The following is a 25,683-nucleotide window of genomic DNA, read 5'->3' on the forward strand; positions in this document are numbered from 1 at the left end:
CTGGTCGATGTAGCGTCCTGCCTCCAGATATGAAATAGTGACAGTATCCTCGGCTATTGTAGAAACCGACCAGAGCCCGACACCATTCTCTTTTGCTATTACCTCCGCACTGTCAAAAATGTCCTGATAATGCGCATCCGGCCTATAGGTCTTTGAGAAAGCAAGTCCTGAAAGGACAAGTTCTTTGTTCACCATTTCACCGTCCACCCAGACATACCTTAAAAGTCTGCCATAATGATCGGTCTCACTAACATCCTTTTCGAGCCCGACTACCTTGCCAAGGACCCTTTGCACCATATATTGCTTCGCTTCGGAATAATAAGGTTCTCCGACCTCAGGAGTATCAACTCCTATAAGCCTTACTCTTTCACCTGAAGAGATCACGATCGTATCACCATCTATAACCTCCGTCACATTCACGAACTCAAGGGCATGAGACGATGAATCAGTGCCAGACCCCACACAACCTGAAGATCCGACAAGGCATACAATGACCAAAAAAAGAGCCACACATTTGTTCATGAAGTGAAGATTATAGAAGGACATTATAACATTTTCTGAATAACATCCTATAAATGAATAAAAAGATGGGACATTTTATATAGAAGAGTATCAAGATGAATGTGATTGACAATATTTGTCTTCAAACAAGTCAATTCTCCAAGGAATGGGATTCAGATTGCAGGATAATGCTTTACCAAGAATTTTGGTCGTGGATGATGACCAAAAAAATGTAGAATTAATGGAAGCGTACCTCTCGCCCGATTATGAGATGATTCCTGCATACCGGGGAAAAGAAGCACTTGAGATCCTTGAAAAAGAGGAGATAGATCTTGTTCTACTTGATGTGATGATGCCGGATATGAAAGGTTATGAAGTGTGTGTTAAACTCAAAGAAAATGAGAATACTCAATTCATACCCATCATCATTGTTTCAGCCCTTTCCAGAAGAAAGGACCGCATCCAGGGCCTTGAAGCCGGCGCAGATGAATTCCTGACAAAGCCGATCGATCAGATCGAACTGAAAACAAGGGTCAAATCCCTGTTGAGACTCAAAGAGCTTTACGATAAGAACATCGCGGAAAAGGATCTTGCCAAAAAATATCTTGAAACCGCCGATGTCATGCTCACAGTGATAGACCCCGACCATAAGCTCAAGCTGATCAACAAGAAAGGTTGTAAGATCATAGGTTGCGAGGAAGTGGACTTTATAGGAACTGATTTCTTCAAAACGCTTATACCGGAAAGATTTAGGGAAAAGGAGATCTCAGACTTTGACACCTTTATCTCTGGAAAAGTGGACGGCCTTGATAACTTTGAATCCCCACTGCTAAGACCGGATGGAGAAGAAAGGATCATAAATTGGCACAACACCCTGTTAAAAGATAAGGATGGAAAAATAACAGGGATGTTATCTTCCGGGGAAGATATTACTGAGAAAAAGAGAGCAGAAGAAGCACTTGCGAAGGCTGAAGAGACACATGAAAAAGAGATACACCATCGTATAAAGAACAATCTTCAGATAATCGCCAGTCTGCTGGACCTTGAGGCCAGCAATTTCACAGACCCCCGTGTGATAGATGCATTTGAAGAAAGCAGGAACCGCGTCCATTCAATATCCATTGCACATGAAGAACTGTACCGTTCAAGAGATATGACAAACGTTGCTTTCCGGGATTATGTGAATGACGTTACAAATTATCTGTACCAGATGAATGACCTGCAGGGAAAAGATATTGAACTAAGTATGGATGTCGAGGATATTCTTTTGAACGTTGACAAAGCCATCCACCTCGGGCTTATTCTTAATGAACTTATTGTGAACTCTTTCAAATATGCATTCCCAGAAGGAAAAGGGAACATATCCATTGCTTTCCACAAAAAGGAAGAGCAGTTCACTTTCATTGTTGCCGATGATGGGATAGGCATCCCGAAAGGGATAGAGATAGGCAAAACAAATACCTTAGGCATGCAACTGGTGAACGAACTGGTGGACCAGATCGGTGGAAATGTACATCTTAACAGAAGTAATGGAACAGAAATAACTATCACATTCAAAGATAGATAACATTCCCAAGTGAGATGAAATGAAGCTCAAATTTACGATTATCAGCATTCTTCTGATATGCACCCTTGTGACTCCTGCATTCGGAGCTCTTGGAGAAAAGGAATATCCGAGATTCTTTGACGAACCCTGGGACCATTCTCCCATAACAGTGTATATAGATGATGTGAATACCCCCCTCCACTACAGCCATACATATCGGACAGCAATTGTGGATGCAACGAAGTATTGGGAAAACGGAGGGAACGGTAAACTGTATTATAACCCCGATTTCGAGATAGTTGATAACCCTAATGCAGATATTTACGTCATGTGGGTCGAGACCATGGAAGAGGCCACCGGTGCAGAGGATGGTGTTGCAGGATACTGCCGACCGGAAATAGCTGCTGGCAGATTCGTTCGTGTCAGTATAGTTCTGGAAGTCGGCGATAAAAGAGGATTTTCCTGGCAGCAATATGGAGATGCGAACATGGAACAGATCGCCATACATGAGTTCGGACATGCCCTTGGGCTTGACCATAGTAATGACAAGAAGGACATAATGTATCCCTCGTATGAACAGAGGGAGAATGTGAATCCCTTGCTTCTGGAAAAGACGTATCCGATAATAATTGCAATTGTATTGATAGCCATAGGCGTTCTGGGATATTTGGGAACAGGATGGCTGCGCTATCACAAAAAGATAAAGAGCCTTGAGGATAAACACTTTAAAAAGTGAATTGCAGAACATTGGAATATATCCATAGGATATGCATTTAAATAGTTTTGAAACATCCATGCCCATGAATTTCTTTGTTCGTTAGATTGATATATAGAATAAAGATTTATAACCACACATTCATCCATTAATAAAAAACATTACATTTTTGCGATTACAGGAGGATTATAAATGAAACAGCAGGTAGAGGTTAAAGAACTTAAAGAAGGTAAATACGTCCTTGCCGATGATGAGCCATGTGTCATCAAGAGCATACAAAAATCAAAGCCAGGTAAGCACGGATCAGCAAAAGCAAGGATAGAGGCAGTTGGCATATTCGATGGCCAGAAACGTTCCATCATAAGCTCAGTTTCCGCTAAGACCTACGTACCTATCGTCGAGCGTAAGAGTGCACAGGTATTATCCATTTCCGGCAACATCGCACAGCTCATGGACATGGAAACCTACGCTACATTCGAACTTACCATCCCTGAAGACTACAAGGACAGGGTCACTGAAGGTAAAGATATCACATACCTTGAAGCCATGGGTAAGATGAAGATAGACCTTAGATAAACCCTTAGGAATATTATGTTCTATCAGCCCGGCATGATGGATGCACTGGCAGACTACGATTCTGCCAGTTATGTCATATTTGGAGTACCATTTGACCGCACATCATCGTTCAGGGCTGGAAGCAGATGGGCTCCCGATGCCATAAGGAGCGCCACTGCAAATTTTGAAAGTTATAACTCTTTTTTTGATATTGATATATCAGACGTTCCGGCCCACGATGCAGGAAATTTCGAAGCAGGGGCTCTTGTGGACGATGTCCTTGATGAACTTTATCTCGATGTCCTTAACATCGTTGATGACGGAAAGATCCCAATAATGATGGGCGGGGAACACTCACTGACACTGCCATGTGTGAAAGCCTGTGCAAAACATGCAGGAGAGGATCTCGGAATCGTTGTACTGGATGCACATTTTGACCTTCGGGATGAGTTTGAGGGAATGAAGTACAATCATGCATGTGTTTCCCGCCATATTCTCGAAGAGGTCACTGAGAACTATGTCAGCATAGGCATTCGAAGCGGTCCAAAGGAAGAATGGGACTATGCCAAAGAGAACAACGTCCGTTATTATACTCCCGAAGAGGTTACAGAAAAGGGGATAAAGGGACTCACTGAGGAGATCAATGAATATCTTGATTGTGAGAATATTTACATCTCCCTTGATATGGATGCACTTGACCCCGCGTTTGCACCTGGACTGGGAACACCTGAACCATTTGGACTTTCATCGGTACAAGTGAGAGACATCATAAGGAAATTAGCACCCATTGCCAGAGGTTTTGATGTGGTGGAGATCTCTCCGGAATATGATAACGGGCAGACTGCAATACTTGGTGCAAAATATATCCGCGAGTTCATCGCTGCACATGCTGCCTCAATTAGATGAAACGTTCATGGTTAAGTTTATACACACATCTAACAATCATATGCTCAGATACCATGAACGAAGAAGTAATAGTCGAGTGTCCTGTATGCTCACCTGAAGAGCCAGTAGAACACGAGATAATGAGAGCGGGACAGAATCCCGTCGTACAATGTCAGGAATGTGGAGCAGTCCACACAACCATAATTGAAGAGAAAAAGCCGATCATTACAAAAATAATTGTTAGCAAGGATGATATTTCATTTACCCTTCACGCACCTATCGACTCAGAGGATATGCTATATATCGATGATGAACTTGTGGTCGATGATGAGCACTCTGACGAAGTATATCCAATAATTGTCACTGCCATTGAATCCGAAGGTCGCCGTGTGGACCGCCAGCAAGTCGAGAAGATCGATGTGGTCTGGGGACGTGCCACAGACGAGGTTACTGCAAAGATATCATTGAAGGTAAGGAACGGCTCAACATCTCTGGAAAAGAAAGTCCCGGGAGAATTTGAGTTCGTTGTCGGTGGAGACTATAACGCCGGCGGAAAGTCGTTCCACATCACCAAGATAAAGATCAGAGATGGCGGATTCCGATCACGAAAGGGAGATAGTGTTGCTGCCAAGTATATCAAACGTATCTATTCGATCGAAAAGCGCAGGACAGGATGGGGAGAGGGGAAAACCTCATGGAGCCAAAGGGACAAGAGATATTAACAAGAGCACTGGAATTGAACGGGACTGGCAAGCGAGTGCTCAATGCCATAAAAAAGGTCCCGCGACACCTTTTTGTTCCGGAGGATATGCAAAGTGTTGCTTATGCAGACACTCCGTTACCCATCGGACATGATCAGACGATCTCCGCACCTCATATGGTTGCCATAATGTGCGATCTTCTGGAAATTACCGAAGGTATGACCATTCTGGAGATTGGAAGCGGATCTGGATATAATGCTGCTGTGATGGCTGAACTTGTAGGTAAGAACGGGAAGATCTACACAATAGAGCGAATTCCAGAACTTGCCGAGCTTGCCAGAAGCAATCTTGAAAGAGCAGGATATTCAAACGTCACTGTGATACATGATGACGGTTCCTGCGGCCTACCTGAACACGCCCCATACGAACGCATCACTGTGACTTCCGCAGCCCCCGAAGTACCACAGCCGCTCAGGGAACAGTTAGCAAACAACGGGATAATGGTGGTCCCAGTAGGAACACGGCATCAAAACCTTGTCATCGTAAGGAAAGACAACGAAGGCAACATCAATTATAGAACATGGGGAGAGGTCATATTTGTACCCCTTATTGGAAAATACGGCTTTTGAACTATGGATAATGCATAAATATATTTATATCCCCTGAATAAAACTATATACATGCCCCTTCGTATATAGCACTACATAGAAATGTGCAGAAAGGAGAGATGAACATAGAAACGCGAAAGATACAGCAGACGGGCGGGTCCACATACATCGTATCACTCCCAAAAAAATGGGCTGAAGGGGCTGGAATAAAGACCGGGTCACAGGTGACACTTCTGCCACGATCGGACGGTTCGCTTACGATCGCTCCAATGGACAGTGAGACACCTGCCCAGAAAAAGAATGTGATAGATGTTAGCGGCCACACTGGAGACGAGCTTATACGCACCCTTATTGCTGCATACCTGTCCGGGTCTGACCTTATTGAACTTCGTGCAAACAGGATACAGGCGGAACAGAAGAAGACCATCCGAAATGTTTGTTATAAGCTGATCGGACCGGAGATAATCGAAGAGACCGCAAAAACGGTACTCATTCAGGACCTTTTGAACCCGAACGAAGTATCCATTAAAAAGAGTGTTCGCCGAATATTCCTTATCTCCAATTCCATGCTAAAGGATGCCATACAGGCATTAAAGACACAGGACGACGACCTCGCCATTGATGTAGTAGAGCGTGATGATGAAGTTGACCGTTTATTCCTGTTGATATCAAAGCAGTTCAGATCGGTGCTCCGTGGAAAGCGTGTCCCCGATGCATCCGAGACAACGATCGATGAGTATCACGATCTGAGACTCGCTGCAAGTTCTCTTGAGCGTATTGCTGACCACGCTGCAAAGATAGCAGCGATAGTACCGACATTGGAGATCCAGATCCCTGCGGAAACAATGGACCTTATAGAGGCCTCAACAGAAGCCTCAAGTAAAATGGTAGAGGATGCCATCGAGGCATTGTACACCCAGAACACGGGACTTGCAAATATGGTCATCTCAAGGGCAGATGATACAAAGGTTAAGATCAATGCACTTGATGCATCCCTTTTAACGCTTGAGTCACCTGAATCCATTGTTGCACTTGGCACTGTGGCCGACAGTCTTGACAGGATAGGGGATTATGGGTCCAACATTGCAGAACTCGCAATAAATCTATCAATGGCACTCATTCAAAACAAATGAAATCCAGAATGATTCTTTATTATGACGTATTTAATAATCCATAATTAGAATAATGGTACTCAGGCTATTATTTATAAGGCATGAGTAATATCAAAACGTATATATTTGAATGGAATTCCCGTATCACATCGGAGGGAACTTATGGGCGTAATGGGATCATTTAAGAAATTCTTCAAAAGGATGTTTAACAAAAAGAATGCACGAATCGGTATTTATGGTCCGCCCAATGCAGGAAAGACCACACTTGCAAACCGGATACTCAGAGACTGGACAGGCGATGCCATGGGCTCAGTATCCCACATTGCTCACGAAACCCGCCGTGCAAGACGACGAGAAGGAGTTACCATCCAATCAAACGGTGGATCGATAAGTCTTGATATCATTGATACACCCGGACTTGCAACAAAGATCGATTTCCATGAGTTCATGGAACTGGGAATGAACGAAGCAGAATCCAAAAGAAGGGCAAAGGAAGCAACCGAAGGGGTCATTGAAGCAGTAAAGTGGCTGGAGAACCTTGACGGGGTCATACTGGTAATGGATGCAACTGAAGACCCATATACCCAGGTCAATGTTACGGTCATTGGGAATATGGAAGCAAGGAACTTACCGCTACTTATCGTTGCTAACAAGACAGACCTTCCGGAATCCTCAGCCACTTCAATAAGAGAAGCATTCCCACAGCATCCAATGGTAGCCATATCTGCCCTTGAGGGAAAGAACATCGATACTTTCTACGATGAAGTTGCAAAAAGGTTTGGGTGATCGATATGCAGGGAATTCAAATGGACCTGGTCTCAGAGGACAAACTCGCAAAAATGCAACCTGTGGAAAAGATTCGATTTATTATTGATGAAGTTAAGGATGGGAAGATCCTCGTTCTTGAAAAGGGGCTTACCCCTGAAGAAGAAGCAACGCTTATCGAAATGACGATGACACAGATCGAGCCTGATGATTTTGCAGGGATCGAGATGGAAAGTTATCCGAGCCAGACAGATAAATCATTGCTTGGAAAGCTGCTCAAGAAGAACGTAGTTCGAACCCGACTTACTGTGATAGGGCCTGCCAACAAGCTGAAAACCTTGAAGAAAGACCGTGACATGATAAGTGCACTCGTCTCAAGCAAATAATCATAAGTGGGACACCGAATGGATAACGCTGAAAAAAAACAAAAAGCAATAGAAGCCACTCATTCATTGTCTTCTTATGCCATGGGGACAGATGAGGTCAACATTGTCTGCACCTATGGAAAGATATCCATCTGGTACGGACGCCAGACAGCCGCTGTCATTGTAGGGCAAACCCTCATCAGCATCTCAAAGATAGACAAAACAGCGGTCCATGAAACTGAGCTCGTATGTGACTTCGATAAGATCACTGAATATGAAAGTAGTGGCTATATCCTGGTATCCTATGCGAAGACACATAATGGATATCGGGCCATGTTCAACATCCCATTTTACAGTAACAAAGCACTTTACCATCTGGCAGAGTCCATCATCGAAGATTTGAAGAAGGATGATGTGCACCTTGACATTTACTGGAACGGTGACGATTCAGACATCGCTCGATTATCTGAGGAATTCAAGAATATCGAGGGATGGAAAGTAAAGGATATTACATATAAAGATGAGGGCAAGCACAGAGATGCCCCTAAACCATGAAAGGAATGAATATTTATGAAAGACGTATCTTCAATAAAATGTGAGCATTTGGTCTCATCCATGCAGCTTATGGCACACCACCTCGAAAGTGTTGCCAGCGACCTTGACAAGGAAAGTATCAGAAATATGATAGCAACCATCCTTGATGCGGACGGCATATTCGTGATGGGTGCGGGAAGATCAGGTCTTGTAGGAAAGGCATTTGCAATGCGTCTGATGCATCTTGGTCTGAAGTCCTACGTGGTCGGAGAATCCACTACACCTGCGGTTCACCCAGGAGACGTAGTTGTCACAATATCCGGATCAGGAGAAACGAAATCGATCTCCAATCTTGGAAAGATCACAAAGGATATCGGATCAAAGCTCATCACCATTACATCCAACAGCGATTCCACACTCGGCAATCTTTCAGATGTCACCATGGAAATCAAGGGGAGGACAAAGGAAGATACTGGCGGATACCTTGAAAGGCATATGCGCGGAGACTATTCAAATCTCACACCCCTGGGAACTTCTTTTGAGATATCATCCATGGTATTCCTTGATGCCGTTATTGCAGAGCTTATCTCCATTACCGGAGCATCCGAGGACGATCTTAAGTCACGTCATGCTAAACTTGAGTAAGGGGAAGACATCATGAGCGGCAGAGGATTTGCACAACGTGTTCTCGATGTTGATATATCAGGTATCAGAAAGATGTTCGAGGCTGCCGGTTCAGATGCGGTCAATCTGGGACTTGGGCAACCGGATTTTGATACGCCCGACCATATTCGGCAAGCGGCCATCGATGCCATTAACGAAGGATTTACCGGATACACGTACGGTGCCGGGATCATTGAACTAAGGGAAGCGTTAAGCCAGAAGTTCCGGGAAGAGAATGGTTTCGAGGTGAGTACTGACGGTATTATCGTTACCTCAGGTGCATCCGAAGCGCTGGAAATAGCCATCGCAGCACTCGTTGATCCGGGAGATGAGATAATCATCTCCGACCCGGGATTCGTATCCTATAATGCCCTTGCAGGCTTCATGGGCGGAAAGGTAATCGGAGTCCCGCTGGGAGAAGGTCTTACCATGAGACCGGAAGATGTAATGGAGAAGATCACCCCCAGAACAAAGGCGGTCATCGTGAACTCCCCTTGCAATCCCACCGGAGGAGTGCTTTCAAAAAACGACATCAAGGCCTATGCCGAGATAGCAGACGATAATGACATCACGCTGATCTCCGATGAGGTCTACGAGCATTTCCTTTACGAAGGAGAGCACGTCAGCCCTGCAAAGTTCACTGACAATGTCATAACGGTCAATGCGGTCTCAAAGACATATGCAATGACCGGATGGCGTGTCGGATACACTGCTGCGAACCAAGAATATACCGAGCAGATGCTAAAGGTCCATCAATACGTGCAGGCATGCGCGAACTCCATTGCACAAAAAGCAGCTCTTGCCGCCATTACCGGCCCGCAGGACTTTGTTTATACAATGCGCGATGAGTTCAAAAGACGCAGGGATTTCCTTGTTGAAGGCGTCAATGCACTGGGAATGGAATGTGAACCCCCAAAAGGCGCATTCTACATATTCCCAAAAGTGGAGAACAGCACCGAAGTTGCCACTAAGCTGGTAGCTAACGGAGTAGTTGTCGTACCAGGAACAGCTTTTGGTGAGAACGGAGATGGCTACATACGAATGTCTTATGCAACATCAATGGATGAGATAAAAAGAGCTTTACAGATAATGGAAAAAGTACTCTGAACAGTCCTATAAAGGACCTGTTCATTTTTATTAGATCTTGAAGTTCATTTAAGATCGGCTTTATCGAGTTCTTCACCCAATTCTTCGCTTAATTTAGCTGCTTCTTCAGCCATTTCTTCGCTTAGTTCTCTAGCTGCTTCTTCAGCCGCTTCTTTTGCTTCCTTCTCATTTTTGGTATCTTCGATCATCTCAACTAGCCTGTCGACGATAGAATCGAGATTCTCACCTGTTGCGGTTGACATTTTCACATCAACGAAATCAGGTATTTTGAAGAGATCATGGTCACACTTGTTCGCAACAACATAGACCGGCATTTCAAAGTTTGCCACGACTTCATCAAGAAGACGTTTCTGATCAGCGATCTCGTAACCGCATGTCTCACTTGCATCGAGAATGAAAAGTACAACTGCATCAAGATGTTTTATCGCAGTGATCGCCTGAAGTTCCACCTCGTTCCTTTCAGACATCGGCCTGTCAAGAAGACCAGGAGTATCAATTACCTGATACCTGTCATGGTTCCTTTCAAAATGTCCGATAAGAACACCCTTTGTCGTAAAAGGATAGGAAGCTATTTCCGGCTTTGCACCGGTGACCATTGCAACAAAGCTTGATTTCCCAACGTTAGGATAACCTGCGACTACAATTGTAGGTTCCTCCCGTACATCCGGGAACTTCCTCATGATATTACGGGCTTCGTTCAGGAAAATAAGATGCTTACTAATAGAACCTATCACAGAACTCATACGGCCAAATGCCTCTTTTCGGGTCTTTACCGGGTCCTTGCTTTTTCTTATCTTACCCACATATTCCCTTGAGATCTCATGTAACTTGGCACTTGCCCAGTCAGCAGACCCAAGAGCGATACGAAGGTCATCGATACCTACTACGACATCAGTAAGTTCATAATAAAAGTCTGAAAGATCATCAAAGTTTGGAAAACGCCTGACAGTATTTGCAAGATTGTCAGATAGGATATTCCCAGAGGTCATTATCATAGACTCATGTGCTTTCATTGCACCGTCCCTATCCCTTACCGTCTTTCCTGCCTTTGCACGCGCTGCTCTCCGAAACGCTTTATCAATAAGCTCGTCCGAAGTCGGAACCGTGTGAATCTTCTCAAATATCATGATCTTTTACCTATAATTAGCTATAATCAGTTTCAAACTCGCATAAGCTATATATTAGTGTTCCTCGAAGTATAGCCCTCTAAATAAAAAGATTATTAATTATCATTCATTGCAATTCTTACAACATGTATATATAGTCCTATTCAGATAAATCCACTAGGAGATAACGGTGAGCTTATGGAATTAACCCCCATTCAAAAAGAGATAATCATTGAATTGATCAACCTTCAGCGTCAGAAGGCATCAGCAGTTAAAGGTGAGGAGATCGCCGAGTTAATAGACAGGAATCCGGGGACTGTCAGGAATCAGATGCAATCACTAAAAATGCTGGGACTTGTAGAGGGAGTTCCGGGTCCAAAAGGTGGATACAGAGCAACCGGTGATGCATACGAAGCCCTGAACGTCACTGCAATGGACAAGGAAGCAGAAGTTCCCATCTACAAAAATGAAGAGGTTGTAAAAGGTGCCACCGTTGCAGAGATCAGTTTTACAACAGTGAGGCATCCTGACCTGTGCAATGGCAGGATAAAAGTGCTTGGGAACATCAAGGCATTCAACAGTGGAGATCGAGTCCAAGTAGGACCAACACCTGTGAACCGACTTATAGTAAGGGGAGATGTAGTTGGCCGGGATGATACTGAGAACTTACTTCTTTTTGAAATAACGGAAATGGTATCCCTACCAAAGAAATCGGTCAAACATTACATCAAAAAAGACACCATTTCGGTAGAACCCAATTCCACGATACAAGAAGCTGCCCGGATCTTTATAACGAACAAGATACACGGCGCCCCAGTGGAAGATAATGGAAAGATAGTGGGAATGGTAACTTTCATGGACATAGGAGAAACCCTTGCAAGTGGTAAGATGTCCCTGAAAATAAAGGACATAATGACAAAGAATGTCATTACCATTGACGGCGAATCATCCCTTAGTGATGCAGCTCATATGTTCGATGAACACAACATTGGAAGGCTTATCGTAACCATTGATGGAGTTCCAAGAGGAATGATATCAAGAACAGATGTATTGCATGAACTGGTCATATACTGATATGACCTTAATGCCTTCTTTTTTTCATTTCTTCAGCAATATCCTCAAGAGTAATGTCAGTAGCTGCAAGCATTACCAGCAGATGGAACAACAGATCAGAGGTTTCATAGATTATCTCAGCCCGGTCATTATCCTTGACAGCAAGGATCGTTTCAGCAGTTTCCTCACCTACTTTTTCGAGCACTTTGTTTATACCTTTCCTGTGATCAAGAAGAGAACAAACATAAGAACCCTCCACAGGATTGTTCTTGCGGTCCATTATCACATCGAATACTTCGTTCAGAACAGACATATCTGCATCAGTCATTGGAAAACCTCTATATTGAACATAAATTTTAGGATCGTAGTACCCAGTCTATTTAGCTAATAGGATTACATCATTAAAAAGGATTTCAATGATATTTACGCATATCATCCCCCTCCCACATATAATATTCCCCAATATGCCATTGAAGACATCATGCAACTATCCGATGTTTATTTATAGCTAAACTCTCAAAATAAATATTGTAGTATTTTTGAAGCCACCCGTATTGGCAGACAAATCGTTTTTAGACACAAGGGAGGAAGATATCTTGATAGCAGAAAGTATACAGGTTAAGGACGTAATGACAAGGGGAGTAGTGACGGTACCTTTTGAGTCGAATGCGGTAGAGATAGCAAAGGTGATGGCTGACCAGAACGTATCCACAGTTGTGGCCATAGAGGACGGCGGTGAGACCTTTGGGATCATATCTGATATTGACATCTTAGGACGGATGAAGGATAAGAACTGGGAACTATCATCTGTGGAAGACCTGATGTCAGATTCGGTTGAAACCGTCAGTCCAAATGCAACCGTTCACGATGTTGCTGACATGATGGTCGATAAAAGAGTACACCGCCTGATAGTCATGTCAGAAGAGACTGTTGGAGCATCCTACAGACCAATAGGCATCATCAGCTCCAGCGATATCATAAAAGAGCTGTTCTGGAAATAAAAGAAACAGCTCGCTAAAATAATGAAGAAATAAAATAAGGTGTATTGACGTTGGTGTGTAATCCGAACACAATATGACGGAATTGTTGTTGGTTTATACCAACGTCGAACCCCCAATTATCAATATTCTAATATATCTTTTTTGGTCAACTTATAAAAAAGAACTGAGAGATATCTCAGATATTTCTTGGGTCAGTTATCACACCGGTCAGTGCAGATGCTGCAGCTGTTGCAGGTGAACTAAGATATACGAATGATTCAGGGCTGCCTTCCCTTCCTCTGAAGTTACGGTTGGATGTTGCAAGTCCCACTTCACCGTCACCAAGCAGACCAAAGGAACCGCCCATACATGGTCCACAGCATGGTGATTCCACAATTGCACCGGCTTCCATGAACTGCTCCACGTATCCTGCACGCAGCACTTTCATATACTCGGTCCTTGATGCAGGGATGATCAAAAGACGTACATCCTTTGCAACAGGCTCGTCACCCATCATCTCAGCCACGATCTTGATGTCCTCAAAGCGACCGTTGGTACATGAACCTACGAATACCTGATCGACCTTTGTACCTTCCACATCAGAGACCGGTTTTACATTGTCCACGTTGTGAGGACATGCCACCTGTGGCTCAAGATCGGAAACATCATAATCATGGAACTCAGCATATTCGGCATCCTCATCGGACTTCCAGTATGGATCGAACTCATAGTCAGGAATGCGCTCCTTAAGATATGCCTCTGTGGTCTTGTCAGCTTCAATGATACCTGCTTTACCGCCCATTTCAATTGCCATATTGGAAATGGTCATACGCTCGGACATCGTAAGGCCTTCAATGGTGGAACCCGCATACTCAGCAGCCATATATCTTGCACCTTCTGCACCGACATCACCTATCATGTGCAGTATAAGGTCCTTTGAATAGACGTGTTTTGGAAGCTTTCCATTGGCTTCGAACCTGATGGTCTCAGGGACCCTGAACCAGAGCTTACCTGATGCAAACACCGCTGCCATATCAGTAGAACCGACACCTGTAGAGAATGCACCAAGAGACCCGTATGCACAAGTATGGGAATCAGACCCCACAATAAGGTCACCAGGCCTTACATGACCCATTTCAGGCATGACCTGATGGCATACGCCCTCATAGACATCATAGTTCAGAATTCCCTGTTCCTTTGCAAACTTCCTGAGCATGATATGGTTTGCAGAAGCATTGAGAGAATCAGCAGGAACCTGATGGTCAAAGACTATCACGATCTTGCTTGGGTCCCACACCTTTTTCTCTTCCTTGTCACGCATGATGTCATAAAAACCATCTACTGCAAGGGGACCAGTGATATCGTGAGTCATTGCACGGTCGATGTTCGCAAGTACGAAATCCCCGGCTTTAACCGTTTTTCCTGAAGCTTTTGAAAAGATCTTCTCAGAGATCGTCATTGGATGATCATTAGTATTGGACATGGTAATCACTGCATTTAATGAGTACCTTATAAATAAAACAATCGATTAGCAGCTTCACTTATTCAATTTAATTGCAAACTCCGAGTTCCCATTATGATCGTGCACAACAAAAATGATGCCGTCAACCCCTGACAAACTTTTTGACCCCCCGGGGGTCTGAGATGAAGTGCCCATGCCTTCGAACTTCTCATAAAGAAGAACAGTATCTTCCAGTTCAGTAACATACCTGTCAAGCAGATCTTTTGCGAGCAAAACGGAGTCCTCAACAGAGATTGATTTTCCCAGACATTCGCATTCCGAGGTCAGCAACTTACCACCTTCGATATAGAAAGGATAGGTCCCGCAAAGCATCGGCCTACGATCATAAATGCCACACCTGTTCGTACCATCCTCACCAATAAAAGAACAATTACCATTCGCCTTCCTTTTCAGCATCCATCCAAACGTATGATACCTGCCCTGCGCATCCACCTCTAACTCATGCCCATACTCATTTACGGTATCTGCTAAAGAAACATCAGGAATATCAGGCAACATTGGAAAGACCGCATCTTCAAGTGAGGAGTCCTGCAATGAACGTATATCAGAAGAGGTCAGCAAAACACGGTTATCCCCACAGGAACGCCTACAGCATTTCCCACACATCGAACAGGAAAAACCGATATCACGTATCTGTGCTGCCAGAGCTTTAGACGAAATGTTTCCGGCAGCCTCAAGTTCCTCTTTGAGCTCATTTACCAGACGCTGCCGATGATCTGAGAACATGGTCGACCTACAAGTCATTCAAGTTCATTCCGTATTCTCATCAACACCGACCGCGTTAAGGAATTTCTTAACAACTGCCTCATTGACAAGTCTGAGAAGTGTCTGCCTATCCTTTATATCACTGAACACACCAAGCGGGATCTGGGCCCCTGCTGCATTGGAGTGACCTCCAGCAGCCTTTTCTCCGAACGCACGCCTAAGGACCTCACCGAGATTTATCCTGATGTCATTGCTTCGACCTGAGATGAAGATACGGTCATCGGACACACCGAAAACAATAGACGTGGAGATCCCTTCAAGGCTGAGAAGGTAATCCGATGCCTGCGGAAGGGCATCGCGGTCCCTTATGACACCAACGTTCGACAACAGATAGCTACCAATGACCTGCTTGTTAAGAATAGCCTTTCCCAGAATATCAAGCGTCTCGATCGACATTGAAGGGCGTTCGAGCTGGTCAAGTATTTCATGGTCCGCCAATGGGTAAAGGTAAGCAGCTGCAGAAAGATCTGCTGAATCGGTATTCCTCTTGAAATCCAAGGTATCGGTCCTGATACCGTAAAGCAAAGCAGTTGCAAGAACCTGTTCGATCTCGATGTTCAATTCCTGCAGATATTTGGTAAGGATCGTTGCAGATGCTCCCACATTAGGACGAATATCCACAAAATCAGCATCGATATCCGAGTCCCCCAGTGGATGATGGTCCAGAACGATACCGAGATGCATCCCAGGGGATAACATATTATTAGCTCCCGGAACCGCACAATCCACCATTGCGATATCAGAAAAATCAGAAAGGCTATGCTCTTCCATTCTGTTAAGGTCTATACCCAGTAGATTCACGAATGCCTTGTTCTCCTGATGCCCGATCTCACCATGATACAATATAGAGGACTTAACATCAAATGAATCCGCGATCTTTTGCAGTGCAAGTGCACTGGAAATAGCATCCGGATCGGGATTGTCATGAACTACGATAGCAAGTGCATTGCCGGACATATCCTTGAACCATTGGGACAGCTTGTTCCCACGGTGAACAACCTCTGCACGTCCAAGCGATCTTGCAAGCGATTTTGCAACCAATCGGGATGGCATCAACACAAGGTCTGCACCGAGAGCTTCCATCTCCTGCAGATTGATGGCATCAGATGCCCTTGCCACACAATAAGCATCATTTATACCCAAAGTGGGTATTATCTCAAGTGCCTTTTTGTTGGCCTCATTGTCAGAACTAAGAACAAGAACGCCTGTAAGCTCTTTGAGGTTCAATTGTTTGTAGACCTCAGGGTCAGAAATATCCCCTGCAATGGCCTCATACGCATCTTCGCGTAACGTTTCAACTTTTTGCGAATCCTTATCAACGATTATAAGGTCTTTATCGAGCTCACGGAGCTCCTTTGCGACAGCAAAACCGATACTGCCACTTCCCAAGATCAGATAAGTGGGATTTTGCCACTTCTTGTCCGGGACATCTATTTCTTTCAAAGTGGGTATATTGATACCTCCTCGTAAGCTATAATTCATTGTTCGCTATTAAGCGTCTTTCGGAAAACGTATATATACATGAACGCTTCCACCGGAAATGAAGGCATACCCAATCCGTACTCATTGAAGTCAAAATAACCAGATTGATAGAACTAAATACGATGCAAACAGAAGAATATATGAAGAACATGAATGGGATCACAACTTCAAGAATGAAAACGATCGATGAGAATTGCGAGCACTTGGGATTAAAAGGACTCCAGCTTATGGAAAATGCCGGAGCTGCCATTGCCCATGAAGTGAAGGAACGCATTCAAAAAGGAAATGTGCTCATCGTTGCAGGAAGGGGGAATAACGGAGGCGATGCTTTTGTTGCTGCCAGACATCTGGTATACGACCCTGCAATTACAGTCAATATTGCACTCATTGGATCGGCTTCGGGAATAAGGACCCAGGATTCAATGCACAATTTCGCTCTTCTTGAACATTGTAGAATTGAGGGGTTCATTGAGATAACAGATCCCCAACAGCTTAAAGCAACTAGATGGCTTGACGACGCAGACCTGATAGTGGATGCATTACTGGGAACAGGCATCACCGGAAAGTTAAGGGAAACTGAAGCAACAGTGATAGACCTTATCAACGATTCAAAGGTCCCGGTAGTTGCTGTTGATGTACCTTCAGGATTCGATCCCGAGGGAGGGAAATTCGATAGATCGGTACGTGCGGATATTACTCTCACTTTTCACAGGATGAAAAAGGGACTGGCATCAGACCATGCTAAAGAATACACATCCGAGGTCAAGGTCATCAACATAGGAGTTTGTGAGGATGCTGAGACATACGTTGGAAAAGGGGATATCGCTGCATTCCGAACAAGATCCAGGGATAGCCACAAAGGGCAACATGGAAGGATGCTCATTATCGGAGGCGGGCCTTACTCCGGTGCTCCTGCACTCACTGCCATGGCAGCATTGCGTACCGGTGCAGACATAGTGACAGTGGCAGCCCCTGCAAATGTTGCAGACATCATAGCTTCCTTCTCACCGAACATCATTGTGAAAGCTCTTTCTTCCAATATCCTGTGTGAGAAGGATATTGACACCGTTGCCAAACTCATAGAAGGCCATGACGTAGTGGTCATGGGAATGGGACTCGGAAGGGACGAGCGGACGAAAGATACTGTCTCGAAGATCGTTCCCCTTTGCAAAAAAGTGGTTGTCGATGCAGACGGACTTTACGGGATAGCCCTTCCTGTGCCAGAAGACATTGAGATGATCATCACGCCACATGCAGGAGAATTTACTGCACTGGGCGGAAATGGTAAAGAGGACGCACTTGAATTCTCAAAGAAGAACAATGTAACTGTCCTGCTTAAGGGTAAAGAGGACCACATAAGCAACGGAGAGCGGGTCGCCATCAATCATACCGGAAATCCGGGAATGACGGTCGGCGGCACAGGAGATGTTCTTGCCGGAATAACAGGGGCTCTTTTTGCAATTGCGCCTGCGATGGATGCGGCATGTGGTGCAGCTTATATCAATGGAGTAGCCGGAGACCTTGCTTTTGAAAGGTGGGGGCACGGGTTGCTTGCAACAGATATTATTGATATGATAACAGAAGTAATGAAATAAAGGGAGTGGGAATATGGATACAGAAAGAAAAATAATAGTCGATATCGAAAGGAACCGGGTTCGTGTAGTAGTAAGTCATGGAGAGGACGAGGAAATTGTCAAGCTCTCGATCCCTGAAGCACGGGAACTCATGTCAAAAATGCAGGATGCAATTCTTGATTATGACCAGAGGAAACAGGTGCGTATCGATTAAATATTGGAGAAATGTTAATGCAGGAATTCAGTCACATTAAAGATGACCGTGCTTACATGGTCGACATAAGTAACAAAGACACGGTTGTCAGGTATGCAACAGCTTCCGGAAAAATAAAACTTCATGGAGAAACTGCCGAGAAGATACGCAGTGGAAGTGTGGAAAAAGGAAACGTCCTTGCCACAGCGAGGACCGCTGCCATACTTGCAGTAAAGAGAACGCCGGACCTGATTCCGATGTGCCACCAGATACCGATCACTTCCGTAGATGTGGATTTTGAGATCGGCGAAGGTGATGTTACTGCCAATGTTGAAGTAAGGTCCGTGGGCAGAACAGGTGTTGAAATGGAAGCACTTACAGGGGTTTCAGTTGCACTTCTCACGGTATGGGATATGGTAAAGTCTGCTGAAAAGGACAATACCGGCAATTACCCATCAACTGCCATTGAGAATATCCATGTTGTAAGAAAAGTGAAAGAGATCATTACAAACCAATGACTTTTAATGGTTCAATGTAAATAAGAAAGTTCATTGGCTGATAATTCGATTACTACAAAACGAGACAAGAGAGGTACATCATTTGAAGATCATAGCAGGACCTGCATCACAGTTACTTGCATCACGTGTGGCAAGAGAACTAAATATGGAACCAACCCTTTGCGAATTCAACCGTTTCCCCGACGGAGAGGTCTATACAAGGATACTCGAAGATATTGTCGATGATGTGACCATTATACAGAGCACACCCACCGACGCAGACCTCATTTCCCTGTTGCAGCTTATCGATGCCTGTGAGGATGCACCCACGATCACAGTGGTAATACCTTACATGGGTTATGCAAGACAGGATAAGACGTTCAGGTCTGGAGAAGCGATCAGTGCACGTGCTATTGCACGGACTATCCATGCTGACAGGGTCATCACGGTCAATATTCATGAGAAGAGCGTACTAGAACATTTCAATGCGGATTCTTTTGACCTTGACGCATCCCATTTGATAGGGAATTACATCAGATCACTGGGTCTGGAAGATCCGCTTATCATCGCACCTGACAAAGGAGCTATTGCCCTTGCAGAAAGTGCCGCAGCGGATGTAGGGATCGAGTACGATTACCTTGAAAAGACCAGACATTCCGGGGACACTGTCACCATCAAGACGAAGAACATCGATGTCACAGGGAAAGAGATCATTCTCATAGACGATATGATCGCCACAGGAGGCACTATGGCAGAGTCCATAAAGCTGCTTCGCAGCCAGGGTGCCAAAGATGTTTACATCGCATGCGTGCATCCTGTGCTTACCAAGAACGGTGTCTTAAGGCTTTACAATGCTGGCGTCCATGAGATCATCGCATCGGACACTCTTGAAAAAGCACAAAGCAGCATCAGTGTTGCTCCGCTTATCGCTGATTTCCTGAAGAACATCTGAGAAATATAATCATACCGAAGTGGTTTACCATGGCGTTACCCGATATATGCCCACAGGACAACGAGCACCGATGTAAGAAAGAGCAATGCTACCTCTACCACATAGACTGGCGTACAGGCGAGGAGAACTGTTCCATCGGATACCGCGGGACTCACAAACAAAGCGATCAGATAGGAACTACTCGCGACACCTATGCGGAAGAGACTCGCAGACGACTTGGGAGTATCTCTGAAGCAACGATCGACAGGCATACGCCAGAACTTTTCACTATAGAAAAAGAGACCATTGAAGAGAAGAAAGAGATGGCCCCTCATATTAGTGAGATAAGAGAAACCATTGTGATGGAATCAGAGAATACCACAGTGATCGAATCACATGTTTCTGACCCAAAAACCGAAATGGTCAGGGAGATCACACCTTCGAAAGAAGATGCCGACAAAAAGGATAAGCTAAGCAAGATGATGGACTTGGGAGATATTTCCGAAGATTATGAGAAGGATTTTTGGAAATAAACATCTACCACCTTAATTTTTTCTTCATTATTAACTTCATCTCACAGGGATATTTCCTCCATTATGCCTTTATTGAAGAGAGCTTTAATGATTATATAATAGGAGAACATCTATAAAATGAGATGAAAAACGAACATGTCAGTGATATCTACGAGGCACTCCTCGAAAAGATAGGACATCTTCAATGGTGGCCTGCTGACACTCCTTTTGAAGTTGTGATCGGCACAATACTGACACAACAGACAAAATGGACCAATGTTGAAAAGGCAATAGAAGGTCTGAAGAAATATGATCTGATAGAACCAGAAAAACTTGCGAGAGCTGAACTGGAACTTATTGAAGAACTTGTCAGATGTTGCGGTTTTTACCGACAGAAAGCAAAACGTCTGAAAGGTATTGCAGAATTCTTTGCCAGGGAAGGAATAGATAATGTATTTTCCTTGCCAACAACCCAGTTGCGCAACCTCATGCTTTCCCTCAATGGTGTGGGAAATGAGACTGCTGATAGTATTGTTCTTTACGCTGCTGATAAACCGAAGTTCGTGATCGATGCTTACACGACACGCATCATGAAATGTATCGGTATTGAAGGCAATTATATGCAACTTCAGGAGATGTTTGAAAAGAACCTTCCTGAAGATGTGTCGCTATATAAGGAATACCACGCATTGATAGTGGAGTATGCTAAGAGCTACTGCGGAAAAAAACAGTGTGACAACTGTATACTGACCAAAGTATCAAAAGGAGAGGACTGAAAATGGAAAAAAAGACCTACCTCCAGATATATCAGCGGGTGAACACGCTTGAAGATGTAGATATATTAGCTATTGAATTTGAAGAAAGCACAGGGGTCATTGCTGCGATCCTCAATCAGAAAACGGTCTCAAAGGTCAAAAGGAAGATGGGGCAGCTTCAGAATAAAGCAAAGAACTTCCGATACCTCTGGGAAAAGGGCATGACCATCAATACGCTGGCACAGAATAATGATGTCCCAGCTACTTTAATGGCAAGTGTGATCATCAAGGAACTGGGTTACTCTAAAAAGCATGTCCTCAAGAATCTGGACACACTGGACAACAGAAGACTTGCGATCGAAATAGAAGATGCGACCAACTCGGACCATTTCTTCTCCCCCAAAGCCCATGCACTTCAGGTTGTAAAGGGAAAGATGGGAGAGGACATTATAGGCAAATGGCTTGACCACTACAAGTTAGGTTACAGCACTGAAGAAGACCTGAGAGAACTAGGAATGCAGAAGACACCTGATTTTTTTCTTGACAAGACCCTCTATGTTGATGGCACTGAGATCGAGTGGATAGAAAGTAAGGCAATGTTCGGGGATGAAAAGGAGCACACCTACTATTTTAAAAAGCAGTTCCAGCATTATGAAAGGGACTATGGCACAGGAATGGTGATCTACTGGTACGGCCACCTTGATACCATAGAATTTGAAGGCAACCTTATACGTGACCACACTTTTTACATGGACCTGGATGCAAAAATTGATGCAGAAATAGACGAACTTCTGAGTTCAACCCTTTGAACAAAATAACTCACTTTCTTTTTATGTCCATGATGCTCAGTGTATGAACGTGGGAGACCTCTTCTTCCTCATATGACACTGCGCCATTCATTATTGAGGCATGCGTACCCATCATCTCAAGCATATCAGAGACTTCATCGAAACCCGGTGCACGCAGGTTGCTCATCTCGAAAATATCCATCAGAGCGGTTATTGCAGGCCTTTCAGTATTTGCTTTGATACGGGTCATATAGATAAGTTTGTTTAGTACTATTAAAACCTACCGAGATGTAAATATTATAGATACATGGAAAATGTAAGCCTTAAAAGTTCATTCCGATCATGTTTATCAATGCACCGATGACCAGTGCGAGTGTAATGGTGAAAAGAGATATTAACGTAGTATCTTTCCATCCAAGTTCGTGCTTTAGTATTGCAATGGTTGCAATGCATGGGATATAGATGGTGGTAATGACCGCGTAAGAGTACATTTGCAATGGCGTAAGCACCAGGGCAAAATTTGCAGTTCCGGCAAGCACCGCCAGTATCTGCAACGCCATTTCTTTCCTGAGGATACCGAAGATAAGGGCAGTTGCTGCAAATGCCGGCAATCCAAAGATACCCACTGAGATCGGCTCCACTGCATTCTGGAACACATCCAGAACACCAAGGGAATCGATTAGGCCAAGTAATGCACTTCCAGCTACGAGCAATGGAAATGCAATATACATGAACTCACGGACACGCAACCAGGTCTTCTGGAAAGTAGCCCTTGGGTCTGGCTTGCGTAACGGGGCCATTTCCATTATAAGGCCGGTCCTTTCTCCCGAAAGCCCTTTGCCAAGCACCCAGCCGGTAGCAAAGATGATCACAAGCTCAAGCACGTAGATGGAAATAGCTGCCCAATATCCTACAAAGGTGCCCACAAGTCCAATTATGATCACAGTCCTTGCAGAACATGGGGTCAGTGCTATCAGCACAGATGCTATCCTTTTCTCACGTACCGTATTCAGGGTGCGTGTAGACATTATTGCCGGGACATTACAACCCATACCAAGTACCAGAGGAATGATAGCTCTACCGTGAAGCCCTACCTTGTGCGTCCAGTTATCAAGCAGGAAGGATGCCCTTGTCAAATAACCGGAATCCTCGAACAGTGACAGTATCACGTAGAACACCGCAATGTAGGGAATCGCGATAGCGAACCCTGCCTCGACTCCCAGAAGAGAATAGATGATAACGTTACTGAGAACAGGGTGTGAACCTGCAAGCAGATTTTCTGCAGGAGAGATAAGAAATATCTCGAACAAAGAAACGATGCCCTCTTCGAGAAAACCGCCCACAGTAAAAACTACAAAGAACGTCAATAGAAGTGCAGCAACAAGTCCGGTAATACCCACATATTCCGAAGTGAGCACTGAATCGATCCTTTCTTTAAATGTGACCTTATGTTCGACCTGAGTGGTCACCCTGTCAACGATATAACCGGCCTCACCGTAAAGGTCACGTACGATAGTATCCGAAATGGACATACCATGTGCTTTTTCAATATCATCGGTAATGGATTCGGAGGTAATTAACAAGAGGTCGGCATCGTGAGGGCGACAGCTCAATTTGACGAACTCTTCATCCCTTTCCAGTGCCCGGACCTTGATACCATATCCGATCTCTGGAAAATTCTCATCAAGCGTCTTAATTGCACGAAGAATATGATTATCGTAATGTACCCGACGCCTGTCCTTAATGGAAAGCTTCTCATCGATGGCTGCAAGGACAGTCTCTTCCAGCCCGACACCTTTGGTAGCGATGGTAGGGACCACAGGCACCCCAAGGGTCTCGGAGAGCTTTTCTATATCGATCTCGATACCCATTTCCATTGCAGCATCCATCTGGTTAAGTGCTACCACCATAGGGATGTTGAACTCAAGCAATTGTAGAGTAAGAAAAAGATTACGTTCAAGACGGGTAGCGTCGACCACATTGATGATGACATCCGGATATTCACGCAAGAAATAGCGTTTTGCGACCTTCTCATCCTCAGTTGATGCCCCCAGAGAATAGATACCCGGAAGATCAACAACATCGAGCTTCTTAGAGCCTACATTGACGCTGCCATGTGTCAGTTCCACAGTGGTTCCGGGGTAGTTCGCCACTACAACTCCCACACCTGTCAGACGGGAGAAGAATGCACTTTTACCGACACTGGGATTGCCCACAAAGGCTATGGTCATATCGAAATCAGACGACCTTGTCTTACGGATATTCGCAACAGGGCCATCATTAATTTCTGTCGTTTCCACGTGGATACCTCTTCCTCATACCCAAACGTACGAATATCTTCTTAGCGATCTCATTTCCAAGAGCTATCTCGGTCCCCCGGGTCAGTATCGAAGTTGAACCCTGCTTTTGCTTACGTTTGACCTCTATGTTCTCACCGGTTATCATTCCAAGTGAGCTCAGACGCTCTTTTGATTGACCTGACAATGTCATCATAACAACCGTACCGCAATCCCCTTCTTTAAGATCGGCCAAAGAAACATAGCTCTCCTTGAAAGGACAATGTTCATTCCCATCCGCGGGTTTGCAATCGATATTGTTGTTACCAAGATAATTGCACATGCTTTCCACTACAAGGTCAGATACCGTATGTTCAAGCCCACAGGCTTCATTATGTGCGACCTCAGGATCAAGAGCCAGTACATCAGAAAGGAACTTCTCAATAACATGGTGCTTCCGGCGGATACTGTTCACCTGAAGAACGCCTCTGTTCGTGAGCTCAACGCCATGATAAGGTTCGTGTTTCACAAGCCCTTCATCCGCCAGCTTTTGAACCATTTCAGAAACGGAAGCTTGAGATACGCCAAGCTCTTCAGCAAGATCCTTGCTCTTGACGGGATTCCCACGGCTTTTGCCAAGGGAGTCTATCGTTTCAAGATATTCTTCTATACGGTCGCCGGTCATCTTGTTCACACTATAATATATGCGTGGCTATAATCCCTGTGTTAAATATATAAATTGTGGTTAGCCATGCCGAAAATTATTCGGACACATACCAATTCAAAGAACAAACACCATAGAAACAACGACCGTTGTCCACAGCCCATTTTCATCCCCTTTTACACAACGGCAATAGTGGACAGTATCGAATATATGACCGCTCGCCTTATACACCTGTTCCCTTTCCCCCCATGCCGAATCAGCATCGAACTCGATGCCAAGTGATGTCGCGAGCATTGTAGCCGCAAGGTCTTCTGCATAGATCCCTGCGGTCCTTTCATCCTCTCCGAATGAATGATGTTCGGAAATGTAACCATAATCATTGCTATCAGCAGGTACAGCATTTCCAATGGCTGCTGCGATCATGCGTTCCGGTTCATTGGTCTGGTTCTTTGCCATGACACAATATACTATCTGCCCTGGAGCAAGTTCTTCAAGGCCCTCTTCCCTTGGAACAATAGCACAGTTCGG

Annotated in this window: 31 protein-coding genes; 21 read left to right on the forward strand and 10 right to left on the reverse strand. The window is 44.6% G+C overall.

Annotated elements, in window-relative coordinates; all coding sequences use genetic code 11:
• The coding region (locus QAS77_RS02205; protein ID WP_305064006.1) for a thermonuclease family protein at positions 1 to 522 on the reverse strand (522 nt) is incomplete at its 3' end.
• Between the two features lie 145 nt (positions 523 to 667).
• Between QAS77_RS02205 and QAS77_RS02210 the strand changes: the two genes are divergently transcribed.
• The 12 genes from QAS77_RS02210 to QAS77_RS02265 all read left to right on the forward strand — a co-directional run bounded on the left by QAS77_RS02210 (position 668) and on the right by QAS77_RS02265 (position 10,057).
• On the forward strand, positions 668 to 2,068 hold the full coding sequence (locus QAS77_RS02210) for a sensor histidine kinase (protein WP_305064007.1): 1,401 nt from the start codon (positions 668 to 670) through the stop codon (positions 2,066 to 2,068).
• Between the two features lie 19 nt (positions 2,069 to 2,087).
• Positions 2,088 to 2,783, forward strand: coding sequence for a matrixin family metalloprotease (locus tag QAS77_RS02215; protein ID WP_250867021.1), 696 nt, complete (start codon positions 2,088 to 2,090; stop codon positions 2,781 to 2,783).
• Between the two features lie 171 nt (positions 2,784 to 2,954).
• Positions 2,955 to 3,338: a translation initiation factor IF-5A gene (locus tag QAS77_RS02220; RefSeq protein WP_250867020.1), complete on the forward strand. Its 384-nt coding sequence runs from the start codon at positions 2,955 to 2,957 to the stop codon at positions 3,336 to 3,338.
• A gap of 15 nt (positions 3,339 to 3,353) precedes the next feature.
• Positions 3,354 to 4,223 carry an agmatinase gene (gene speB / locus QAS77_RS02225; RefSeq protein ID WP_305064008.1) on the forward strand — a complete coding sequence of 290 codons (870 nt, stop codon included), beginning with the start codon at positions 3,354 to 3,356 and terminating at the stop codon, positions 4,221 to 4,223.
• 53 nt (positions 4,224 to 4,276) lie between these two features.
• Complete coding sequence (locus tag QAS77_RS02230; RefSeq protein WP_250867018.1) at positions 4,277 to 4,924, forward strand: HVO_0476 family zinc finger protein; 648 nt, start codon at positions 4,277 to 4,279, stop codon at positions 4,922 to 4,924.
• A complete protein-coding gene (locus QAS77_RS02235) occupies positions 4,897 to 5,532 on the forward strand; it encodes a protein-L-isoaspartate O-methyltransferase (RefSeq protein ID WP_305064009.1) in 636 nt (211 codons plus the stop codon). Before QAS77_RS02230 ends, QAS77_RS02235 begins: the two co-directional genes overlap by 28 nt.
• A 98-nt stretch (positions 5,533 to 5,630) precedes the next feature.
• A complete protein-coding gene (locus tag QAS77_RS02240; protein WP_250867016.1) occupies positions 5,631 to 6,644 on the forward strand; it encodes a phosphate uptake regulator PhoU in 1,014 nt (337 codons plus the stop codon).
• Between the two features lie 141 nt (positions 6,645 to 6,785).
• Entirely contained in the window at positions 6,786 to 7,409 is a 624-nt protein-coding gene (locus QAS77_RS02245; RefSeq protein ID WP_250867015.1) for an Era-like GTP-binding protein, read from the forward strand.
• 5 nt (positions 7,410 to 7,414) lie between these two features.
• Positions 7,415 to 7,774 carry a DUF2073 domain-containing protein gene (locus tag QAS77_RS02250; RefSeq protein WP_250867014.1) on the forward strand — a complete coding sequence of 120 codons (360 nt, stop codon included), beginning with the start codon at positions 7,415 to 7,417 and terminating at the stop codon, positions 7,772 to 7,774.
• A gap of 18 nt (positions 7,775 to 7,792) precedes the next feature.
• Positions 7,793 to 8,308: a hypothetical protein gene (locus tag QAS77_RS02255; RefSeq protein WP_305064010.1), complete on the forward strand. Its 516-nt coding sequence runs from the start codon at positions 7,793 to 7,795 to the stop codon at positions 8,306 to 8,308.
• A 15-nt stretch (positions 8,309 to 8,323) separates the two neighbouring features.
• Positions 8,324 to 8,932 (forward strand): 6-phospho-3-hexuloisomerase, encoded by a 609-nt coding sequence (gene hxlB / locus QAS77_RS02260; RefSeq protein ID WP_250867012.1) that lies wholly within the window; start codon positions 8,324 to 8,326, stop codon positions 8,930 to 8,932.
• A 12-nt stretch (positions 8,933 to 8,944) separates the two neighbouring features.
• Positions 8,945 to 10,057: a pyridoxal phosphate-dependent aminotransferase gene (locus QAS77_RS02265; protein WP_250867011.1), complete on the forward strand. Its 1,113-nt coding sequence runs from the start codon at positions 8,945 to 8,947 to the stop codon at positions 10,055 to 10,057.
• Positions 10,058 to 10,101: 44 nt separating this feature from the next.
• On the opposite strand, the gene QAS77_RS02270 is transcribed toward QAS77_RS02265, so the two are convergent.
• Positions 10,102 to 11,184 carry an NOG1 family protein gene (locus QAS77_RS02270; protein WP_305064011.1) on the reverse strand — a complete coding sequence of 361 codons (1,083 nt, stop codon included), beginning with the start codon at positions 11,182 to 11,184 and terminating at the stop codon, positions 10,102 to 10,104.
• Between the two features lie 177 nt (positions 11,185 to 11,361).
• Between QAS77_RS02270 and QAS77_RS02275 the strand changes: the two genes are divergently transcribed.
• On the forward strand, positions 11,362 to 12,237 hold the full coding sequence (locus QAS77_RS02275; RefSeq protein WP_305064012.1) for a CBS domain-containing protein: 876 nt from the start codon (positions 11,362 to 11,364) through the stop codon (positions 12,235 to 12,237).
• A 7-nt stretch (positions 12,238 to 12,244) separates the two neighbouring features.
• Here QAS77_RS02275 and hisE read toward each other — a convergent pair whose 3' ends face one another.
• Complete coding sequence (hisE, locus tag QAS77_RS02280) at positions 12,245 to 12,544, reverse strand: phosphoribosyl-ATP diphosphatase (RefSeq protein WP_250867008.1); 300 nt, start codon at positions 12,542 to 12,544, stop codon at positions 12,245 to 12,247.
• 268 nt (positions 12,545 to 12,812) lie between these two features.
• On the opposite strand from hisE, the gene QAS77_RS02285 reads away from it, so the two are divergent.
• Positions 12,813 to 13,217, forward strand: coding sequence for a CBS domain-containing protein (locus QAS77_RS02285; RefSeq protein WP_250867007.1), 405 nt, complete (start codon positions 12,813 to 12,815; stop codon positions 13,215 to 13,217).
• 175 nt (positions 13,218 to 13,392) lie between these two features.
• On the opposite strand, the gene QAS77_RS02290 is transcribed toward QAS77_RS02285, so the two are convergent.
• From QAS77_RS02290 to QAS77_RS02300, 3 genes are read right to left on the reverse strand one after another with little or no spacing between them, the layout of a single operon-like run.
• Positions 13,393 to 14,679: a 3-isopropylmalate dehydratase large subunit gene (locus QAS77_RS02290; RefSeq protein ID WP_305064013.1), complete on the reverse strand. Its 1,287-nt coding sequence runs from the start codon at positions 14,677 to 14,679 to the stop codon at positions 13,393 to 13,395.
• Positions 14,680 to 14,733: 54 nt separating this feature from the next.
• Positions 14,734 to 15,444, reverse strand: coding sequence for a YkgJ family cysteine cluster protein (locus tag QAS77_RS02295; protein WP_305064014.1), 711 nt, complete (start codon positions 15,442 to 15,444; stop codon positions 14,734 to 14,736).
• 24 nt (positions 15,445 to 15,468) lie between these two features.
• On the reverse strand, positions 15,469 to 16,965 hold the full coding sequence (locus QAS77_RS02300) for a DHH family phosphoesterase (RefSeq protein ID WP_305064015.1): 1,497 nt from the start codon (positions 16,963 to 16,965) through the stop codon (positions 15,469 to 15,471).
• Positions 16,966 to 17,114: 149 nt separating this feature from the next.
• Here QAS77_RS02300 and QAS77_RS02305 point away from each other — a divergent pair, with 149 nt between their 5' ends.
• The 7 genes from QAS77_RS02305 (at position 17,115) to QAS77_RS02335 (ending at position 22,236) form a co-directional block, all read left to right on the forward strand.
• The gene (locus tag QAS77_RS02305) at positions 17,115 to 18,560 is read left to right on the forward strand and encodes an NAD(P)H-hydrate dehydratase (protein WP_305064023.1); all 1,446 of its coding nucleotides are present in this window, start codon (positions 17,115 to 17,117) and stop codon (positions 18,558 to 18,560) included.
• Between the two features lie 13 nt (positions 18,561 to 18,573).
• Positions 18,574 to 18,753, forward strand: coding sequence for a hypothetical protein (locus QAS77_RS02310; protein ID WP_270095709.1), 180 nt, complete (start codon positions 18,574 to 18,576; stop codon positions 18,751 to 18,753).
• Positions 18,754 to 18,770: 17 nt separating this feature from the next.
• On the forward strand, positions 18,771 to 19,250 hold the full coding sequence (moaC, locus tag QAS77_RS02315) for a cyclic pyranopterin monophosphate synthase MoaC (protein ID WP_442920355.1): 480 nt from the start codon (positions 18,771 to 18,773) through the stop codon (positions 19,248 to 19,250).
• An 82-nt stretch (positions 19,251 to 19,332) separates the two neighbouring features.
• Complete coding sequence (locus QAS77_RS02320) at positions 19,333 to 20,181, forward strand: ribose-phosphate diphosphokinase (protein WP_305064017.1); 849 nt, start codon at positions 19,333 to 19,335, stop codon at positions 20,179 to 20,181.
• 29 nt (positions 20,182 to 20,210) lie between these two features.
• Entirely contained in the window at positions 20,211 to 20,693 is a 483-nt protein-coding gene (locus QAS77_RS02325) for a hypothetical protein (RefSeq protein WP_250867001.1), read from the forward strand.
• A gap of 122 nt (positions 20,694 to 20,815) precedes the next feature.
• Positions 20,816 to 21,448, forward strand: coding sequence for an endonuclease III domain-containing protein (locus QAS77_RS02330; RefSeq protein WP_305064018.1), 633 nt, complete (start codon positions 20,816 to 20,818; stop codon positions 21,446 to 21,448).
• Between the two features lie 2 nt (positions 21,449 to 21,450).
• On the forward strand, positions 21,451 to 22,236 hold the full coding sequence (locus QAS77_RS02335; RefSeq protein WP_305064019.1) for a C15orf41 family protein: 786 nt from the start codon (positions 21,451 to 21,453) through the stop codon (positions 22,234 to 22,236).
• Between the two features lie 10 nt (positions 22,237 to 22,246).
• Here QAS77_RS02335 and QAS77_RS02340 read toward each other — a convergent pair whose 3' ends face one another.
• The 4 genes from QAS77_RS02340 to QAS77_RS02355 all read right to left on the reverse strand — a co-directional run.
• Entirely contained in the window at positions 22,247 to 22,465 is a 219-nt protein-coding gene (locus tag QAS77_RS02340; protein WP_305064020.1) for a hypothetical protein, read from the reverse strand.
• A gap of 73 nt (positions 22,466 to 22,538) precedes the next feature.
• Positions 22,539 to 24,515: a ferrous iron transport protein B gene (gene feoB / locus QAS77_RS02345; protein ID WP_305064021.1), complete on the reverse strand. Its 1,977-nt coding sequence runs from the start codon at positions 24,513 to 24,515 to the stop codon at positions 22,539 to 22,541.
• Positions 24,496 to 25,176, reverse strand: coding sequence for a metal-dependent transcriptional regulator (locus QAS77_RS02350; RefSeq protein WP_305064024.1), 681 nt, complete (start codon positions 25,174 to 25,176; stop codon positions 24,496 to 24,498). Before QAS77_RS02350 ends, feoB begins: the two co-directional genes overlap by 20 nt.
• A gap of 96 nt (positions 25,177 to 25,272) precedes the next feature.
• The coding region (locus QAS77_RS02355; RefSeq protein WP_305064022.1) for a pyruvoyl-dependent arginine decarboxylase at positions 25,273 to 25,683 on the reverse strand (411 nt) is incomplete at its 5' end.

Origin of the sequence: Methanococcoides sp. (assembly GCF_030594565.1) — an archaeon.
GTDB classification, from domain to species: domain Archaea; phylum Halobacteriota; class Methanosarcinia; order Methanosarcinales; family Methanosarcinaceae; genus Methanococcoides; species Methanococcoides seepicolus.

Coding starts and splice junctions, on each gene's coding strand:
- QAS77_RS02210 (WP_305064007.1), top strand. CDS start 668: ATGGGATTCAGATTGCAGGATAATGCTTTACCAAGAATTTTGGTCGTG.
- QAS77_RS02215 (WP_250867021.1), top strand. CDS start 2,088: ATGAAGCTCAAATTTACGATTATCAGCATTCTTCTGATATGCACCCTT.
- QAS77_RS02220 (WP_250867020.1), top strand. CDS start 2,955: ATGAAACAGCAGGTAGAGGTTAAAGAACTTAAAGAAGGTAAATACGTC.
- speB (WP_305064008.1), top strand. CDS start 3,354: ATGTTCTATCAGCCCGGCATGATGGATGCACTGGCAGACTACGATTCT.
- QAS77_RS02230 (WP_250867018.1), top strand. CDS start 4,277: ATGAACGAAGAAGTAATAGTCGAGTGTCCTGTATGCTCACCTGAAGAG.
- QAS77_RS02235 (WP_305064009.1), top strand. CDS start 4,897: ATGGAGCCAAAGGGACAAGAGATATTAACAAGAGCACTGGAATTGAAC.
- QAS77_RS02240 (WP_250867016.1), top strand. CDS start 5,631: ATGAACATAGAAACGCGAAAGATACAGCAGACGGGCGGGTCCACATAC.
- QAS77_RS02245 (WP_250867015.1), top strand. CDS start 6,786: ATGGGCGTAATGGGATCATTTAAGAAATTCTTCAAAAGGATGTTTAAC.
- QAS77_RS02250 (WP_250867014.1), top strand. CDS start 7,415: ATGCAGGGAATTCAAATGGACCTGGTCTCAGAGGACAAACTCGCAAAA.
- QAS77_RS02255 (WP_305064010.1), top strand. CDS start 7,793: ATGGATAACGCTGAAAAAAAACAAAAAGCAATAGAAGCCACTCATTCA.
- hxlB (WP_250867012.1), top strand. CDS start 8,324: ATGAAAGACGTATCTTCAATAAAATGTGAGCATTTGGTCTCATCCATG.
- QAS77_RS02265 (WP_250867011.1), top strand. CDS start 8,945: ATGAGCGGCAGAGGATTTGCACAACGTGTTCTCGATGTTGATATATCA.
- QAS77_RS02270 (WP_305064011.1), bottom strand. CDS start 11,184: ATGATATTTGAGAAGATTCACACGGTTCCGACTTCGGACGAGCTTATT.
- QAS77_RS02275 (WP_305064012.1), top strand. CDS start 11,362: ATGGAATTAACCCCCATTCAAAAAGAGATAATCATTGAATTGATCAAC.
- hisE (WP_250867008.1), bottom strand. CDS start 12,544: ATGACTGATGCAGATATGTCTGTTCTGAACGAAGTATTCGATGTGATA.
- QAS77_RS02290 (WP_305064013.1), bottom strand. CDS start 14,679: ATGTCCAATACTAATGATCATCCAATGACGATCTCTGAGAAGATCTTT.
- QAS77_RS02295 (WP_305064014.1), bottom strand. CDS start 15,444: ATGTTCTCAGATCATCGGCAGCGTCTGGTAAATGAGCTCAAAGAGGAA.
- QAS77_RS02300 (WP_305064015.1), bottom strand. CDS start 16,965: ATGAATTATAGCTTACGAGGAGGTATCAATATACCCACTTTGAAAGAA.
- QAS77_RS02305 (WP_305064023.1), top strand. CDS start 17,115: ATGAATGGGATCACAACTTCAAGAATGAAAACGATCGATGAGAATTGC.
- QAS77_RS02310 (WP_270095709.1), top strand. CDS start 18,574: ATGGATACAGAAAGAAAAATAATAGTCGATATCGAAAGGAACCGGGTT.
- moaC (WP_442920355.1), top strand. CDS start 18,771: ATGCAGGAATTCAGTCACATTAAAGATGACCGTGCTTACATGGTCGAC.
- QAS77_RS02325 (WP_250867001.1), top strand. CDS start 20,211: ATGGCGTTACCCGATATATGCCCACAGGACAACGAGCACCGATGTAAG.
- QAS77_RS02330 (WP_305064018.1), top strand. CDS start 20,816: ATGAAAAACGAACATGTCAGTGATATCTACGAGGCACTCCTCGAAAAG.
- QAS77_RS02335 (WP_305064019.1), top strand. CDS start 21,451: ATGGAAAAAAAGACCTACCTCCAGATATATCAGCGGGTGAACACGCTT.
- QAS77_RS02340 (WP_305064020.1), bottom strand. CDS start 22,465: ATGACCCGTATCAAAGCAAATACTGAAAGGCCTGCAATAACCGCTCTG.
- QAS77_RS02350 (WP_305064024.1), bottom strand. CDS start 25,176: ATGACCGGCGACCGTATAGAAGAATATCTTGAAACGATAGACTCCCTT.